The sequence below is a fragment of the Bradyrhizobium sp. U87765 SZCCT0048 genome, from assembly GCF_018131225.1.
Classification (GTDB): domain Bacteria; phylum Pseudomonadota; class Alphaproteobacteria; order Rhizobiales; family Xanthobacteraceae; genus Bradyrhizobium_A.
The window spans coordinates 106933-123475 of record NZ_JAFCMM010000006.1; the positions used below are offsets into that span (position 1 = coordinate 106933).

Below are 16543 nucleotides of genomic sequence, written 5' to 3' on the forward strand. Positions count from 1 at the left end.
CATCGCAGCAAGGATGGGAGAAGCGGTTGCGGTCAGTGTCCGCCATGCCGATGAGAGGCGCTCACCGCATGAATCAGCGCTTCTGTGATATTTTGCGTCATCACCGGGCCGGCGCGTCAGCGCCGTGACCCGGTGATCCAGCTTAAGGTGGGCGAGCGCTGTGCGAAAGCTGGATTGCCGGGTCAAGCCCGGCAATGACGCCGAGAGTGGAGTGCGGCTCACCGTCCCAGACACCGAAGTCCCGTTTATGCCGGTTGTCCCGGACGCGCGGTCGAACCGACGATCACTGTGTCCGGGCATGGCGTGTCACTCATCCGTCTCGCCCGCCTCGTACAGCGACTCGCGGCCGATGCGGTCGAGGCAGAGTTCGGCGGTCCAGGGCAGCATCAGCGAGCCGCAGCGACTGTCGCGGTAGATGCGCTCCAGCGGCAGCGATTTCAGCATCGCCTGGCCGCCGCAGGTGCGGATCGCAAGGCGCGCGAGATCATTGGCGCCTTCCATGGTGGCGTACTGCGCCGCATAGGCGCGCAGCACCTGCTCCTTGCTCGGATTGGGGCAGGCTTCCGTCACCGCCTGGAACCAGATCGCCTTGATCTGCTCGAGCTTGACCTGCATCTCGGCGACCGCGATCTGCTTGGTCGGGTACATCCGCCGCTTCACCGGCGGCGTGCCCGGCACCTCGCCGCGCAGGTATTTGACCGTGAAGTCGAATGCGGCCTGGGCCAGGCCCATATAGGTCGGCGACAGCGTCAGGAACATGTGCGGCCAGCGCAGCGCCGCCTGGAAGTAGACGCCGCGCGGCAGCATCGCCGCGTCCTCGCCGACGAACACGTCCTTGAAGATCAGCGTGCGCGACACCGTGCCGCGCATGCCCAGCGGATCCCAGTCGCCGACCACGGAGACGCCGGGCGCGTCCGCGGGAATGGCGAGATAAAGCGTGTTGCGGCGCGACGCCTTCTCGCCCTCGGCGACCTCGGTGCAGAGCACGCCGTAGTAGTTGGCGTGGCCGGACAGCGAGGCAAAAATCTTCTTGCCGCTGACCAGCCAGCCGCCCTTGACGGGCTTCGCCTCGGTGCCGAACGCGACGCCGCCGGCCGCGGCCGCGCCGCCTTCGGAGAACGGCTGGGAGTAGATCGCGCCGTCGTCGATGATGCGGCGATAGTGCACGGCACGGCGCTTGTCGTGTTCGGCGCGGGTTGCCGCATCCATCTCGAGGTCATCTGCGAGCGGGCCCGACCACAGCGTCGAGCACACATGCATGTTCCAGGTCAGCGCAGTGGCGCCGCAGTAGCGGCCGATCTCGGCTGCGGTCAGCGAATAGGTCTGGTAGTCGGCGCCGCCGCCGCCGAGATGTTTCGGGATGGCGATGCCGAGCAGGCCGGAGCGATGCAGGTCTTTATAGTTCTCGGTCGGGAACGTCGCCTCGCGGTCGTAAGCCGCGGCACGGCCGGCGAACACGGTCTGGCCGAGATGCCGCGCCCGCGCCATCAGCTCCGCCTGCTCGTCGCTGAGACGGAATGCCTTGGCGTCGAAGATCGGCGCGTCGGGCTTCACAGACGCAGGCGCGGAAGCGGGGCGGGGAGCAGCGGTCATGGCGTCCTCTTCTTAAATCGTGGTCGCAAGAAACGTGTCGAGTGCGCGGTTGAAGGCGTCGGGGCGCTCGAGGCCGGCGAGATGGCCGACGCCGTCGAGTTCCACATAAGCCGCGCCGGGAATGAAGGTCGCCATCCTGGCCATCATCGGCGCGGGGGCGTTGTTGTCCTTGGAGCCCGACAGCACCAGCGTCGGCACGGCGATGTTCGGCAGCGCGGCGCGCAGGTCGAAGCCCATCAGCGCCAGCATGGTGGCGCGGTAGGTCGCCTCCGGCACGGAGGCCATGCAGTCGCGCGCCAGCACGAGGCCGGCTTCATCGGGCGTGTCGCCGACCAGTTCAGACACCAGGGATGGGGCGAGCTGCGCCATGGTGGCGCCGCGGTCGAGCGGGCCGAGCCGTGCAGCGATGAATTGCGTCTGCCAGTCGCCGTCGGCCTTGCCGAACGCGGGGCTCGTCTGCGCCAGCACCACGGCGCTGGCGAGTGCGGGATCATTCGCCAGCGCCTGCTGCACGATCATGCCGCCGATCGAGTGGCCGACCAGGATGGTTTTTGTCGCACCGCAGCCGGCGAGGAAATCTGTCAGCGCGGCGGCGAGCGCGGCGATGCTGACCTGCGGCAGCGGCGCCGAGCCGCCATAGCCCGGCATATCCCAGGCGATGGCGCGGAAGCGGTCATGAAAGTGGGAAAGCTGCGGCCGGAAGGCGCGGGCCGCGCCGCCGATGCCATGGAGAAAGACCAGCGGCGGCAGATGTGCAGCGCCTGCGGTCTCGTAAGCAAAACGTCCGTCGTCGGTTGTCTTCTGGGCGATATCGACCATGACCACTCTCGCAACTGCCGGATTGCTGTCGATCCTAGCAGGCTGGAATTATATGAAAAGCGATAATTTTAGAGTTGAAGTATTTTTGGCGGTTGCGAAGAAGTGCTTGTGCGCGCTTCGGATTGCCGCAGTGCGGCAAAGCCTGCGCCTATTCGGCAGGCAGCGGTGATGCGTGGTTGGGCCGAGCCAAATTGACTTCGTCATCACCGGGCCGACGCGAAGCGTCGAGACCCGGTGATCCAGCTTTAAAACATGCGTCAGCGCACTGAATAAGCTGGATTGCCGGGTCAAGCCCGGCAATGACCATCGGGTGTGTCAGGCGCGGAAGCAAATCGAAACTCGCGTGGGTCTACCTTTCGCGGTGTGCCGTTTGACTTATCGGTTTGACACCCGCGCGCACGGCGATATGGAGGAAGGCGAGCGTTTCGTGCTCGCCCATGCCATGCCAATCAGGACGTTCCCATGAAGAAACTTCGCTCGCGCGTCACCACCGACGGGATGGACCGCACGCCGCACCGTGCGTTCATGCGTGCCATGGGGCTCGACGATGCCGCGCTGGCGAAGGCGATGGTCGGCGTGGTCAGCATGAAGGGCGAGCAGACCCCCTGCAACATGACCCACGACTTCCAGGTCGAGGCAGCGAAGCAGGGCATTCTCGAAGGCGGCGGCACGCCGCGCGAGTTCGCCACCATTTCGGTGTCCGACGGCATCAGCATGAATCATGAAGGCATGAAGTTCTCGCTGCTGTCGCGCGAGCTGATCGCCGATTCCATCGAGGCCGTGGTGCATGGCCTTGCCTACGACGCGCTGATCGGCTTCGGCGGCTGCGACAAGACTCTGCCCGGCGTGATGATGGGCATGGTCCGTTGCAACGTGCCGTCGATCTTCATCTATGGCGGCAGCGCGCTGCCCGGCCGCTTCGAGGGCCGCACACTGACGGTGCTGGATGCCTACGAGGCGGTCGGCACAGTGATGACCGGGCAGATGGACGAGGCGACGCTGGAGCGGATGGAGCGCGCCTGCCTGCCGACGCTCGGCGCCTGCGCCGGCCAGTTCACCGCCAACACCATGGGCATGGTGTCGGAGGTGATGGGCCTCACCGTTCCCAACATCTCCATGGTGCCCGGCGTCTACAGCGAGCGCGCGCAGCTCGTCCGCGGCGCCGGCCGTCTGATCATGGAGATGCTCAAGCGTGGCGGTCCGCTGCCGCGCGACCTCGTCACCCGCAAGTCGCTGGAGAATGGTGCGGCGATCGTCGCCGCCACCGGCGGCTCGACCAACGCGGCGCTGCATCTGCCGGCGATCGCCAACGAGGCCGGCATCCGCTTCACCCTCGACGACGTCGGCGAGGTGTTCGCGCGCACGCCGCTGATCGGCAATCTGCGGCCGGGCGGCAAATACACCGCCAAGGACGTCTACGACATCGGCGGCGCCGCGGTGATCATCCGCGCGCTGATCGAGAGTGGCCATCTCGACGGCAGCTGCCTTTCGATCACCGGCCGCACCCTCGCGGAGGAATATGGCGCGGCGAACGCGCCCGACGGCGAGGTGGTGATGACCACCGCCAAGCCGATCATGCCGGACGGCGGCGTCGCCATCCTCAAGGGCAGCCTGTGTCCGGACGGCGCGGTGATCAAGGTCGCGGGTCTCAAGAACCTGGTGTTCGAAGGCCGCGCCCGCGTGTTCGAGGATGAAGAGGGCTGCGTCGCCGCGGTGCGCGCCCGCGCCTATGAGGCCGGTGACGTGCTGATCATCCGCAACGAAGGTCCGGTCGGTGGCCCCGGCATGCGCGAGATGCTCGGCGTCACCGCGCTGATCTACGGCCAGGGCATGGGCGAGAAGGTCGCGCTCGTCACTGACGGCCGCTTCTCCGGCGCGACGCGCGGCATGTGCATCGGCTATGTCTCGCCGGAAGCGGTCGTCGGCGGCCCGCTCGGCCTCGTCAAGACCGGCGATGCCATCCGCATCGACGGCATCGCGCGCCGCATGGATCTGCTGGTCGACGACGCCGAGATGGAACGTCGCCGCAAGGCATGGACCGCGCCGCCGCCGCGCCACCGCGCCGGCGCGCTTGCCAAATACGCCAGGCTTGTCGGCCAGGCGCCCGGCGGCGCCGTGACCCACGACGGCGCAGCGGAATGGCCGTGGTTCGATCAGGCGTGAGGGCGCGCCCGACTGCAATACTGTCGTCGCCGGGCCGCGCGATTCGTCGCGCTGCCCGGTCGCGAGCGGAAGCATTGGCGACGCGATCGCTATTTTGTTGCAAGCGGGCTATTTAATGCCGGCCGGTTTTGCGGCACGCTCCAGCCGTTCATGAAGGAGCTTTCGCCGTGTACCTGCCGCCCGCCTTTCGCGTCGATGACCTGCCGGAGATCCACGCCACCATCCGGGCCGCGCGGCTGGCGACCCTGGTCACCACGACCGCCGAAGGGATGATCGGCACGCCGCTGCCGCTGTTCCTCGATCCCGCCGAGGGCGAGCACGGCGTGCTGTACGGCCATGTCGCCCGCGCCAATCCGCAGTGGAAGGCGGCTCCGATCGGCGAGGCGCTCGCGATCTTCATGGGACCGGACGCCTATGTGACGCCGTCGTGGTACGCGACCAAGCGCGAGAGCGGCAAGGTGGTGCCGACATGGAATTACGTCACGGTGCACGCCTATGGTCCGGTCGAGTTCTTCGACGACGCTGAGCGGCTGCGCGCGGTGGTGACGCGGCTGACCGACCTGCACGAGGCGTCGCGGGCGGAGCGCTGGAAGGTCAGCGACGCGCCGGAGGAGTTCGTGCGCGCGCAGCTGCGTGGCATTGTCGGCCTGCGCATGCCGATCAGCCGCCTCGAGGGCAAGCGCAAGATGAGCCAGAACCGCAACGCCGAAGACCGTGCCGGCGTGATCGAGGGGCTGTCGGCGAGCGAGCGTCCGGCCGACAGGGAGGTTGCCACGCTGATCCCGAAATGAGATGCGTTGAGGCGCACAGCAGTGCGATCTCGACTGCAACTCTGGAGGATTGGAATGGAGACGCTGGGTTACGTGGGCCTCGGGCTGATGGGCCTGCCGATGACGCGGCGGCTGCTCGCCGCGGGGCACGCGGTGACGGTGTGGAACCGGTCGCCGGAGAAGCGCGACGCGGCGGTCGCCTCCGGCGCTGCTGCGGCCGCGGATCCCGCCGGCGTCGCCGCCAGGGCCAGCATCGTCTTCATGTGCCTGACCGATGCGAAGGCGGTCGAGGCGGTGGTGTTCGGTCCGGGCGGCCTCGCTGAAGTTGCAGGCGCGGGCAAGGTCGTGGTCGATTTCTCCTCGATCCACCCCGACGCCACGCGCGACATCGCGCAGCGCCTGCAGGCGGCGAACGGCATGCGCTGGATCGACGCGCCGGTGTCCGGTGGCACCAAGGGCGCCGAGGAAGGCTCGCTCGCGATCATGGCGGGCGGTGACGCCGGCGACATTGCCCGCGTCGAGCCGTTCGTGCTCGCCATGGCGCGGCGCTTCACCCACATGGGCCCGACCGGCGCGGGCCAGACCACCAAGCTCTGCAACCAGGTGATCGTCGGCTGCGCCATGGCGGTGCTGGCGGAATCCGCGCGCCTTGCGGTCAATGCCGGCATCGATGCGAAGAAGCTGCCGGAAGCGCTCAAGGGCGGCTTTGCGGATTCGATCCCGCTGCAGCTGTTCGTGCCGCGCATGGTCGATGCCATCCACGAGCCGCCGCTCGGCCATGCCGCGACCATGCTCAAGGATCTCGACACGGTGCTGGATGTAGCGAAGGCCACCGGCACGCCGGTGCCGATGGCCGGCCTTGCCGCGCAGCTGTTCCGCATGCTGCAGGCGAGCCGCGGCGAGGATGCCGAGGCGCTGGAGATTTTCAAGCTGAGCGGGCCGAAGTAGGTTCTGGAGCAACGTGGGCTCGTAGTCCGGATGAGCACAGCGACATCCGGGATGTGGCACGAGAGTCCCGCATGTCGCTTCGCTCATGAGGGATACGCGCTGCGGTCGTTTGGTTTTCTGTGTCATCACCGGGCCGGCGCGTCAGTGCCGTGACCCGGTGATCCAGCTTCAAAATCTCCCACCGTGCGACGCGCAAGCTGGATTGGCGGGACAAGCCCGGCAACGACGTGGAGTTTGAATAGCGAGCTGTCGTCCCGGATCGGCTCCCGTGCGCATCGCCGCACACCTCCTCACAAACGACAATGCCCGGCACAAGGCCGGGCATGTCCATGGGTCTGGATGCTGCTGAAGTCGGTGCCCCGTGACGGGAGCGCCACCTCGGCGCGGGCGCTACGCCGCGCGCAGCGTCGCGAGGAAGCGCTCGACTTCGGCGCGCAGCTGCGTCGACTGGTGCGTCAGGTCGGTCGCAGCCGAGAGCACCTGGGACGCCGTCGCGCCGGTGTCGCGGGCAGCGGAGGTGACGTCGCCGATGCTGGCGGTGACGCGGCCGGTGCCGTCGGCAGCCTGCTGCACGTTGCGCACGATCTCGCTGGTGGCGGCGCCCTGTTCCTCGACCGCGGCGGCGATCGTCGTCGAGATCTCCTGCATCGACTTGACGACGTCGTTGATGCCGGCGATCGCCGACACCGCCTCGGCGGTCGAGCTCTGGATGCTGCCGATCTGCGAGGCGATCTCGGCGGTGGCCTTGGTGGTCTGCTCGGCCAGCGACTTCACTTCCTGGGCGACGACCGCAAAGCCGCGGCCGACGTCGCCGGCGCGCGCCGCCTCGATGGTGGCGTTGAGCGCCAGCAGGTTGGTCTGCGAGGCGATGTTGGTGATGAGATCGACAATGGTGCCGATTTCCTTGGTGCTCTCCGACAGGCGGTTGATGCGCTCGCCGGTCTGGTCGGCGTTGACGGCCGCTTCGCTGGCGATGCGGGCGGAATCATTGACCTGACGGCTGATCTCGGTGATCGAACTGGTCAGTTCCTCGGTCGCCGCCGCCACCGTCTTGACGTTGGACGTCGCCTTCTCGGAGGCGTCCGCCACGGTGCGCGACTGCGTCGCGGTCTTCTCGGCGACGGTGGTCATCGACTGCGCCGACGCCTGCAACTGCGTGGCGGCGGAGGCGACGCCCTGCACCACGCCGCCGATCGCCTTCTGGAAGTCGGTGGCGAGGCGCTCGAAAGTGGCGCGGCGGTCGCGCTGGCCGGCGGCGGTGTAGACGGAGAGCGCGATGTCCATGTCGAGGATTGCGACCTTGATCACCGCCTGCTGAAGCTCCGCCTTCTTCTTCCAGCCATTGCGGTCGAAGCGGCCGACCGGGTAGCGCTCGGCGATGGCGCCGACCAGCGCGCTGATCAGCACGTTGTAGCCGCCGATGTACCACGGCGGTTCGAGACCGAGCGTGTTGTGGACCTCGCCGATGCGGGTGACCGAGGCTTCATAGGCGTCGCCATACTGGCCGTCCATGATCACGCCCCAGTGCTTCACCTGCATCGCCTTGGCATGCATCATGTGCTCGCGGCTCCTGAACAGCGCTCCGGTCTCGCTGAAGGTCGCGATATGGTCGTAGAAGCGATCGAGGATGGCGGGCATCTCGCTGAGGATGAACGGCTTCGCCTCGCGCAGCCGGCCCAGCATGGCCTGATCGATCATGTTGAAAGAAAGTCGCCGAGACAGCGTGCCCCCGCCGGTCATCATCAGTATCCCCAGTTTGGTGAGTTCCACCCGGAGGTACCTAAGTGATGTTTTGCCTAACGGCGGGTTAACGGGCTTGCGCCTGCGCCTTTCGGCCGCGTCACGCCGTCCTGCTCCGCACCAGCTTCGGGCGTGACCCAGCCGCGTTCGCGTCTCACGCGCGCAGCGCCGTCCGCAGCGCTTCGGCAAGGCGCTCGATCTCGTCCGGCGAGGTGTAGGCGTGGGGCGAGGCGCGCAGCACCGTGGCCATGCCGCGGGCGTCGAGCTCGTGAGGGGCATACACCCGCTCGATGGCGGCGATGCTCACGCCGGCATCGCCAAGGGCGGCGGCGACGGCCGCCGGAGCTCGGTCGCAGGTAAAGGTGAGAAACGCCGCCCGGGCATCGGCGGGTTCGAACACGGTGACGCCGTCGCAGCCGGCGAGCGCGCTGCGCAAGGCACGGACGCGAGCGTCGACGATCCCGGCCACCGTGTCGACGCCGATGGCCAGCAGTTCGCCCAGCGCGACGCCAAGCCCGACCCGCGCGGCGACGCCGTAATCGTAGATCTCGAAGCGGCGGGCATCGGCGCGCGGCACGGCATCGCCGCCGCTCCAGGTGACGCCGCCGAGGTCCGGAGCGGGCGGCGCGAGGCAGGCCAGCGCGGCGTCCGACAGCGCTGCCAGGGCCTGGCCCCGCGGGCCGCGCAGCCATTTGCGGGCCGGCGCCACCAGCACGTCCGCGCCCATGGCGGCGAGCGAGAGCGGAAAGCGGCCGGCGGCCTGCGCCGCATCGACGACAAGGAGACAATGGTCCGGCCGCGGCAGCGCGCCGATGGCATCGACCGGCTGCGGCAGGCCGCTCGCGCTCGACACCGCGGCGATCGCGACCAGCCAGACGTCGTCGTCGAGTTTGCCGGTGAGCGCGCGAACGTCGATCCGTCCGGCCGCATCGGTCGGGATGACATCGACACGCAGGCTGTGCGCCTGCACGAGCGGCGCCAGCGCCAGCAGGTTGCCGCCCCATTCGCCGCGCGACACCAGCACGCGCGCCCCGCGCGGTGGTGTTCGCCCGCGCAGCACCGTGGCCCACAGCTGGGCGCAGCCGCCACCGAACGCGATCTGGTCGGCGCGGGCGCCGAGCACCTGTGCGGCGCGGACTCGGGTTTCGGCCAGCGCGTCCGCGGCGCCGGCCAGCGCCGCCTGCAGCCCGGCGCGACCTTCATGTTCGAGATGGGCGCGCATCGCCGCGATCACGCCCGCCGAGGGCAGGGCGGCGCTCGCGGCATTGAGATGGACGCCAGCGCCGACGCCCGGCGTGCGGGCGCGGATGTCGTCGGCGATGCTGGCGAGATCGGCTGGATTCATGACGCCATCGTCGCATTCACGTGCCGGCCTGACAAGCAACTGTCACATGACGTTTCGCGCTCGGTTCGATGACGTTTTGGCGACGCATCGATGGCGTTTTCAATACGGCGGCGTTCGCCGTGCGATGCCGCGTCATCCCTTCGTCGTCCAACGCTGCGGCGCTGTGGCACGGAGGCCACGCCGGCACATGATTGCATCGCAGCTCGCGTGGTGCGCGCATTCGTCACGGCAATGAAATCTTAACTTTCTAGCGTCCGGCCCCAACCGGAGCATGTCCGGATATTTTCAGGGGGCTGAAAGTGAATCGTACAAGTGAGAGCCGCTTCAGGGCGCGGCTGCTGCAGTCGACCGCGCTCGTCGTCTTCGTGACGTCGGCCGTCGGCGCGCAGGCGCAGACCGCCAACACCACCGTCGCCAATGTCAATGTGCTCAACCTGCTGTCGCCGTTCCTCGGCCTGAATGCGAGCGCGGTCGGGCAGGCGACGCTGCAGGCCAACCTGCAGCAGGCGATCGCGATCAACAATGGCGCGACGCCGACGCAGCAGCAGCTCGCGATCAGCGACAAGAACCTGCTGGGTTCGGCCTCCAACACCGTTACCGGCCTTGCCGGCACGTGGGGCGTTGCGGCGAACCTCGCCGGTGGCCTGCCGGCGCAGGCGCCGATCGGCGGGATCACGCCGCAGCAGGCCGTCGGCGGTCTCGGCGTCCAGCTCGGCGCGATCTTCCAGACGGGCGTCGGCGGCGGTACTGGCGGGCCGCTCGCCAACACGGTGGCGCTGCTGACCAAGGCCTACAGTGTCACCGGTTCGGATCTCGGCACCGCGAAGAACTACTTCGCCAACGGCACCATCAACGGCACTGTCACGGCAGTCGCGCCGGCGGGATATGCGCTGCCGACCTTCAACGGCCTGCCGAACAAGACCGACAGCGTCTACGACCTTGCCTATGGAATCAACAACACCCAGCCCGGACAGAACATCTACGGCGACTCGCGGCCAGCGCAGGTGTCGAACCAGATCAAGCTGTTCGATCCGACGGCGCTCAATGGCATCAATACCAATCCGTCGTTCCCGAGCGGCCACACCAACTATGCCTACACGGACTCGATCCTGATCGGCATGATGGTGCCCGAACTCTACCAGAGCATGCTGCTGCGCGCGTCCGAATACGCCAACAGCCGTATCGTTCTCGGCGTGCACTATCCGCTCGATATCATCGCCAGCCGTGCCTTCGTCGGCTATGATCTGGCGCAGGCGCTGACCAATCCGGCGTACATCAACAATGCGGCCACGACCGGCACGGCGCTCAACCTGCCGTCGCTGCTGACCCAGGGTACGACCGAGCTGCGTGCCTATCTCGCCGCCCAGTGCGGCAACACCGTCGCGGCCTGCGCCGCGAGCTCGGCCAACACCACGGGAGATCCCTACCTCGCCTCGGCTGCCAACCAGGCGCTGTACCAGCAGCGGCTGACCTACGGCCTGCCGACGCTGTCGTTCGCGCAGGCGCCGCGGGAGGCCGCGCCGACGGGCGGTCCCGACGCCTCGATCCTGCTGGCGCCGGTCTATGGCGGCAGCACCGCAGCAGCGCAGCAGATCGCGCCGACAGGCGGCCTGTACGGCAACCTGCAGACCAGCACGATCAACCAGATCATCGTCAACACCGAGACCAACGCGCTGGCGGCGTTCTATGGCACGGCGCTGAGCTACTGGGCGCGCATCGATCTCTACTCCGCGGTCGGCTACTTCCAGAACCTCACCGGCACGCTGACGCTCGCCGGCAGCGATGTCGTCACCACCAACGTCACCATCGCCAACGGCGGCACGCTCGCCGGCACCGGCACCGTGGCTTCGACGGTGGTGAGCAGCGGCGGTACCCTGGCGCCGGGCAACGGGCCAGGCACCTCGCTGACCATAAACGGCAACCTCGCGTTCCAGTCGGGCGCGACCTACCTCGTGCAGATGAATGCGACGGCGGCGTCGTCGACGACGGTCACGGGCACCGCCGCTCTGGCCGGTAACGTCCAGCTCTCGGCGGCAAACAACGCCTACAAGTTCGGCGCATCGACCATCCTGACTTCTGCCGGCTTGAACGGCAGCCAGTTCAGCAGCCTCGTGCTGCCGACCGGCATCAGCGGCTCGCTCGCCTATTCGCCGACCGCGGTGACGGTGAACCTCACCTCGTCGCTCGGCCAGGTCAGCGGCGCCAACGGCAACCAGCGCGCGGTAGGCGGTGGTCTCGACAACGCGTTCAATACGTCCGGCAATGTCGGCGGGCTCGGTGCGATCTTCACCGGCAATGTCCAGCAGAACCTGACCCAGGCGGCGGGCGAGAACGCGGCCGGCGCGCAGCAGACCTCGTTCAACGCCATGACCCAGTTCACGACGTCGCTGCTCGATCCGTCGGGCGCGGGCCGTGGCGACGCCGGCGGCGGCGGGGGGCCGTTTGCCTATGCCGACGACGGCGACCTCGGCGTCAGCGCCTATGCTGCGGCCGGACGCAAGCGCAGCGGCGGGGAGCGCGATGCCTATGGTCTCCTGACCAAGGCGCCGCCGGCGCCGGCCTATGCGCCGGGCTGGGCGGTGTGGGCGATGGGCTTCGGCGGCGGGCAGACGACGCAGGGCAATACGGCGCAGGGATCGAGCAGCACCAGCAGCTCGCTGTACGGGGCGGCGGTTGGTGCCGACTATCGCATCGCGCCGGACACGGTCGCGGGCTTCGCGCTCGCGGGCGGCGGCACCGCGTTCACCACCAGCGGTGGCCTCGGCAGCGGTCGGTCCGACCTGTTCCAGGCCGGAGCGTTCGTGCGCCAGACCGTCGGCGCGGCCTATCTGGCGGGCGCGCTCGCCTATGGCTGGCAGGACATCACGACCGACCGCTCGGTGACCATCGCCGGGCTCGATCGCCTGCATGCCTCGTTCAACGCCAACACCTATTCGGGGCGGCTTGAAGGCGGCTATCGCTTCGTGACGCCATGGATGGGGCTGACGCCGTATGCGGCGGGCCAGGTCACGCTGCTCGACCTGCCGGCCTATGCTGAAACCGCGCTGGCGGGCACCAGCACCTTCGCGCTCGCCTACGCCGGCCGGAGCGTGACCGACACGCGCAGCGAACTCGGCCTGCGCGCCGACCGCACCTTCGCGATGGCTACCGGCCTCCTGACGTTGCGCGGCCGGCTCGCCTGGGCGCACGACTTCGATCCGTCGCGCGCCGCGTCGGCGACCTTCCAGTCGCTGCCCGGAGCGTCGTTCGTGGTCAACGGTGCGCGCCAGGCCAGCGACTCCGCGCTGACCACGGCGAGTGCCGAGGTGAAGTGGCTGAACGGCTGGTCGATGGCTGCGACCTTCGAAGGTGAGTTCTCGAAGGTCACGTCGTCCTATGGCGGCAAGGGTGTGCTGCGCTACGCCTGGTAAGCGCGGCGCCGTGATCGCTGAAACGCTGCGGCCCCGGCGGATATCCGCCGGGGCCGTCGACTTTGGAGGGGGCGTCGTTGCGGACCGCCGCGCCGTTCAGGCCGCGCGCACGGTCGCCAGGAATTTGTCGACCTCGGCGCGCAGCTGTGCGGACTGCTGCGACAGCGCGGTCGCCGACGACAGCACCTCGCCGGCCGCGGTGCCGGTCTCGCTCGCCGCGCGGGTGACATTGCCGATGCTCGCGGAGACGCGCCCGGTGCCGTCGGCCGCCTGCTGCACATTGCGGGCGATCTCGTTGGTCGCGGCGCCCTGCTGCTCGACCGCCGAGGCGATAGTGGTGGAGATCTCCTGCATCGACTTGACCACGCTATTGATGCCGGCGATTGCCGTGACGGCCTCGGCGGTCGACATCTGGATGTCACCGATCTGGGAGGCGATCTGGGCGGTCGCCTTCGCGGTCTGCTCCGCCAGCGATTTAACCTCCTGGGCGACCACGGCGAAGCCGCGGCCGGCATCGCCGGCGCGGGCCGCCTCGATGGTGGCATTGAGCGCCAGCAGGTTGGTTTGGGACGCGATGTTGGTGATGAGATCGACGATGGTGCCGATCTCCTTGGTGCTCTCCGACAGGCGGTTGATGCGCTCGGCGGTGTGGTCGGCGTCGCGCGCGGCCTCGCTGGCGATGCGGGCGGAATCGTTGACGCGGCGGCTGATCTCGGTGATCGAGCTGGTCAGCTCCTCCGTCGCCGCCGCGACCGAACGCACATTGGTGGTCGCCCGCTCCGACGCCTCCGCCACGGTGTTGGATTGCGTCGCGGTCTCCTCGGCGGTTCCGGTCATGGTCTGCGCCGACACCTGCAACTGCTCGGCGGCGGCGGCGACGGTGTCGACCACGCCGCCGACCGCCTGCTCGAAGTCGGTGGCGAGCCGTTCCAGCGTCGCCCGGCGGTCGCGCCGGCCGGCGTCGATGTACACCGCGAGGGCGAGATCCATGTCGAGCATCGCGGCCTTCGTGATCGCCTTTTGCACGGCGATGCGGCGTGCGGTGATGTTGCGGTCGAAGCGGCCGGAGGCGGGCAAGCGGGTGGCGATGGCCTCGAGCAGGCCGTTGACCAGTGCGTTGTAGCCGCCGATGTACCAGCGCGGTTCGAGGCCGAGGCGGTTGTGCACCTCGCCGATCTTGGTGACGGAGGTCTCGTAGGCCTCGCTGAACTCGCCATCCATGATCACGCCCCAGTGCCGCAGCTGCATCGCCTTGGCGTGCATCATGTGCTCGCGGCTCCTGAAGAACGCCGACGTCTCCTCGAAGCGCGCGACATGCTCATAGAATTGATCGAGCACCGCCGGCAGCTCGGCGAGGACGAAGGGCTTCGCCTCGCGCAGCAACGCCATGGTGGCGGGATCGATCATGTTGAAGGAAAGACGACGCGATATGCTTTCGCTGGCCATGCCCATGCCCCTCCGTTGATTCCCTGCCACGGAATCTAGGCGAGCGGCGCGAATCGCGTAAACGCGAAAAAGCGCCCGGTGGCAGCATCTAAGCGATCGTACCTACGGATGTACGGCACGCCATGGCGCGCCACGATGATGTCTCAGACATCATCGTGGCGCGTTCGGGGCGGCCGCCTAGCCAGCGGCGGCGCGATATTGCGGCGCCGAGGCGAGGAAGCGGGCGTAGGCGTCGGCATTCGGCGGCGTGAACTTCTCGGCGAGCGGATTGCGCCGGCGCGTGGTGGCGCCGATGTCGGCGATCAATTCGTCGAAGTGCTTGTAGTGGTAGGGCGCGACGCACAGCCCGCCATAGACGCCCGCGGCCGGGCGTTCGACGCGCTTGAAGTTCAGCATCATCTCGATGTTGTCGCGCATCTGCTGCGCCGTCGGCTGCTGCTTGAGCTGGCCGTCGGCATAGCGCACCAGCCAGTTGGCGGCGAGATCGGCGCACAGCACGGTGCAGAAGCTGGAGTTGAAGCCGACGAAGCCCATGTCGGGCAGGTCGGGATTGGCGATCAGGCGGTAGAGACGATACTGCCCGTCGGGATCGACCAGCTTGGCGCGATACGCCTCGGGCAGGAACGGCACGCCGAGCTTGTAGCCGATCGCCAGCACGGCGATGTCGGCGGGAATGCGCTGGCCGCCGGTGGTGACGACGCTGTTGCCTTCATAGTGATCGAAGCTGCCGCGCACCGCCTTGATGCGGCCGTCGGCGACCATCGGGAAGAAGCCGGGGGTCGCGATCGGCACCGAGCAGTTGATGCCGTCCTCGATGCGCTCCTTCGGCACCATGTCGCACTTGCCGAGCTTGAGCTGCAGCTTGAGCAGGCTTTCCAGCCCGCGCCAGTTCGCCCACACCAGCGGCTTGGCGAGGCTGTGCATCAGCCGCGACAGCGGGCCGATGCCCCAGCTGCGGAACATCTCTTCCTGGGCGCGGATGTAGAGGATGCGCTTGAAGTTGATGAGGCCGCCGATGAAGTAGGGGATGCGCCACACCGGCTCGCGATAGACCAGCGTGACGTTTGCGGCGCCGGCGTTGACGGCGTTGACGACGATGTCGGTCGCCGACTTCGAGCCGCCGAGCACGACGATGCTGCGGCCCCTGGCCGTGCTGGCGTCGTTGTACTGCGACGAGTGCAGGATCTGGCCGCCCTGCGCCTTGAAGGCGTCCTCGCCGGGCAGCGTCAGGGTCTGTCGCTCGTTGAACTGGCCGGTGCAGACCGCGACGAAGTCGAAATCTTCCTGGCTGTCGCGGCCGTCGGGATTGCGCAGCGTCAGCGTCCAGCCGGCCTTGCCGTCGGCGCGCCGCGCCATGGCGGTGACCGAAGTGTTGAAGCGCATGGCGCGTTCGAGGTCATGGCTGCGGGCATAGTCCTTGAGATAGGCGTGGACCTGCGGTCCTTTCGGCCATTCCGGATAGGACGCCGGCATCGCCTTGTCGGTGTAGCGGTAGAGCTCCTTCGGACTCTGGGTCTGCACATCGGGATAGGAGCGGGCGGGCTCCCATACGCCGCCGAGGTCGCCGCTGCGCTCGATGATGGTGACGGTGTGGCCGCGCGCGGCGAAAGCCTTCGCGGCGGCGAGCCCGGATATGCCGGCGCCGATCACGCCCACATGCTTCTGCTTGACCATGGTCTTCCTCCGGAATGGTCGTGGATGAAATGCCGTGTGCCGGGCCGTCCCTTGCCCGTGGATGCGCGCAGGGCATGCGCCGCCGGGCGCGCTCCGCGTGCGGCGGAGCGCGTGGGGCATCTGCGATGCGGCGAAATGCAGCCGTGCGGGCCGCGTTATTCGTTGGCTTCAGGCGGCAGGAAGTCGACCTCGTGCTCGGCAGAGATGCGCACCACCTCGGCTGGATCGGTCAGGTTGTGAAGCTTTTCGAACAGCGCTTCGAGCTTCTGCATCGGCGACACCCAGAACAGCGCGCGCGCCGGCTTGTCCGACTTGTTGAAGTAGCCATGCGGGATGCCGCGCGGCATGCGCACGAGATCGCCGGCCTTGGCCTTGAGCCAGACGCCGTCGAGCTTGAGGTCGAGTTCGCCCTCCTGCACCAGGATGAATTCCTCCTGGGTGGGATGGACGTGCACCGGCACGAACTGGCCGGGATCGCTGTTGGTTTCGAAGGCGAACGCGGAGTCGGTCACGGCCTTGGGAAAATAGACCTGGCCGAGAATGTTCCAGGTCTTGCCATTGTAGCCGGTGCCGTTGGCGGTGATGCCCTTTTCGAGTTTAGCCATGGTCGTCCTCCTGGTGTGATGTCGCCGGCA

At 68.0% G+C, this 16543-nt stretch carries 12 protein-coding genes; 5 read left to right on the plus strand and 7 right to left on the minus strand.

Annotated elements, in window-relative coordinates; all coding sequences use genetic code 11:
* Positions 1-306 precede the first annotated feature (306 nt).
* Positions 307-1593 (minus strand): acyl-CoA dehydrogenase family protein, encoded by a 1287-nt coding sequence (locus JQ639_RS30665; RefSeq protein ID WP_211963508.1) that lies wholly within the window; start codon positions 1591-1593, stop codon positions 307-309.
* A 12-nt stretch (positions 1594-1605) separates the two neighbouring features.
* The gene (locus tag JQ639_RS30670; RefSeq protein WP_211963510.1) at positions 1606-2412 is read right to left on the minus strand and encodes an alpha/beta fold hydrolase; all 807 of its coding nucleotides are present in this window, start codon (positions 2410-2412) and stop codon (positions 1606-1608) included.
* On the opposite strand from JQ639_RS30670, the gene JQ639_RS30675 reads away from it, so the two are divergent.
* The 4 genes from JQ639_RS30675 (at position 2411) to JQ639_RS30690 (ending at position 6293) form a co-directional block, all read left to right on the plus strand.
* Positions 2411-2581 carry a hypothetical protein gene (locus JQ639_RS30675; RefSeq protein WP_211963513.1) on the plus strand — a complete coding sequence of 57 codons (171 nt, stop codon included), beginning with the start codon at positions 2411-2413 and terminating at the stop codon, positions 2579-2581. The genes JQ639_RS30670 and JQ639_RS30675 overlap by 2 nt on opposite strands.
* A 293-nt stretch (positions 2582-2874) precedes the next feature.
* A complete protein-coding gene (gene ilvD, locus JQ639_RS30680) occupies positions 2875-4575 on the plus strand; it encodes a dihydroxy-acid dehydratase (protein ID WP_211963515.1) in 1701 nt (566 codons plus the stop codon).
* Positions 4576-4742: 167 nt separating this feature from the next.
* On the plus strand, positions 4743-5366 hold the full coding sequence (locus JQ639_RS30685; RefSeq protein WP_211963517.1) for an FMN-binding negative transcriptional regulator: 624 nt from the start codon (positions 4743-4745) through the stop codon (positions 5364-5366).
* A 54-nt stretch (positions 5367-5420) separates the two neighbouring features.
* The gene (locus JQ639_RS30690) at positions 5421-6293 is read left to right on the plus strand and encodes an NAD(P)-dependent oxidoreductase (protein ID WP_211963519.1); all 873 of its coding nucleotides are present in this window, start codon (positions 5421-5423) and stop codon (positions 6291-6293) included.
* Positions 6294-6683: 390 nt separating this feature from the next.
* Here JQ639_RS30690 and JQ639_RS30695 read toward each other — a convergent pair whose 3' ends face one another.
* Complete coding sequence (locus tag JQ639_RS30695; protein ID WP_349644673.1) at positions 6684-8036, minus strand: protoglobin domain-containing protein; 1353 nt, start codon at positions 8034-8036, stop codon at positions 6684-6686.
* A gap of 151 nt (positions 8037-8187) precedes the next feature.
* Complete coding sequence (locus JQ639_RS30700; RefSeq protein ID WP_211963523.1) at positions 8188-9378, minus strand: aminotransferase class V-fold PLP-dependent enzyme; 1191 nt, start codon at positions 9376-9378, stop codon at positions 8188-8190.
* Positions 9379-9677: 299 nt separating this feature from the next.
* Here JQ639_RS30700 and JQ639_RS30705 point away from each other — a divergent pair, with 299 nt between their 5' ends.
* A complete protein-coding gene (locus JQ639_RS30705) occupies positions 9678-12788 on the plus strand; it encodes an autotransporter family protein (RefSeq protein ID WP_211963525.1) in 3111 nt (1036 codons plus the stop codon).
* Between the two features lie 96 nt (positions 12789-12884).
* Here JQ639_RS30705 and JQ639_RS30710 read toward each other — a convergent pair whose 3' ends face one another.
* The 3 genes from JQ639_RS30710 to JQ639_RS30720 form a co-directional block, all read right to left on the minus strand.
* Complete coding sequence (locus tag JQ639_RS30710; RefSeq protein WP_211963527.1) at positions 12885-14234, minus strand: globin-coupled sensor protein; 1350 nt, start codon at positions 14232-14234, stop codon at positions 12885-12887.
* A 177-nt stretch (positions 14235-14411) separates the two neighbouring features.
* A complete protein-coding gene (locus tag JQ639_RS30715; RefSeq protein ID WP_211963529.1) occupies positions 14412-15908 on the minus strand; it encodes a flavin-containing monooxygenase in 1497 nt (498 codons plus the stop codon).
* Between the two features lie 155 nt (positions 15909-16063).
* Positions 16064-16513, minus strand: a complete 450-nt coding sequence (locus tag JQ639_RS30720) for a cupin domain-containing protein (protein WP_211963531.1) — start codon at positions 16511-16513, stop codon at positions 16064-16066.
* Between the last annotated feature and the right edge of the window lie 30 nt (positions 16514-16543).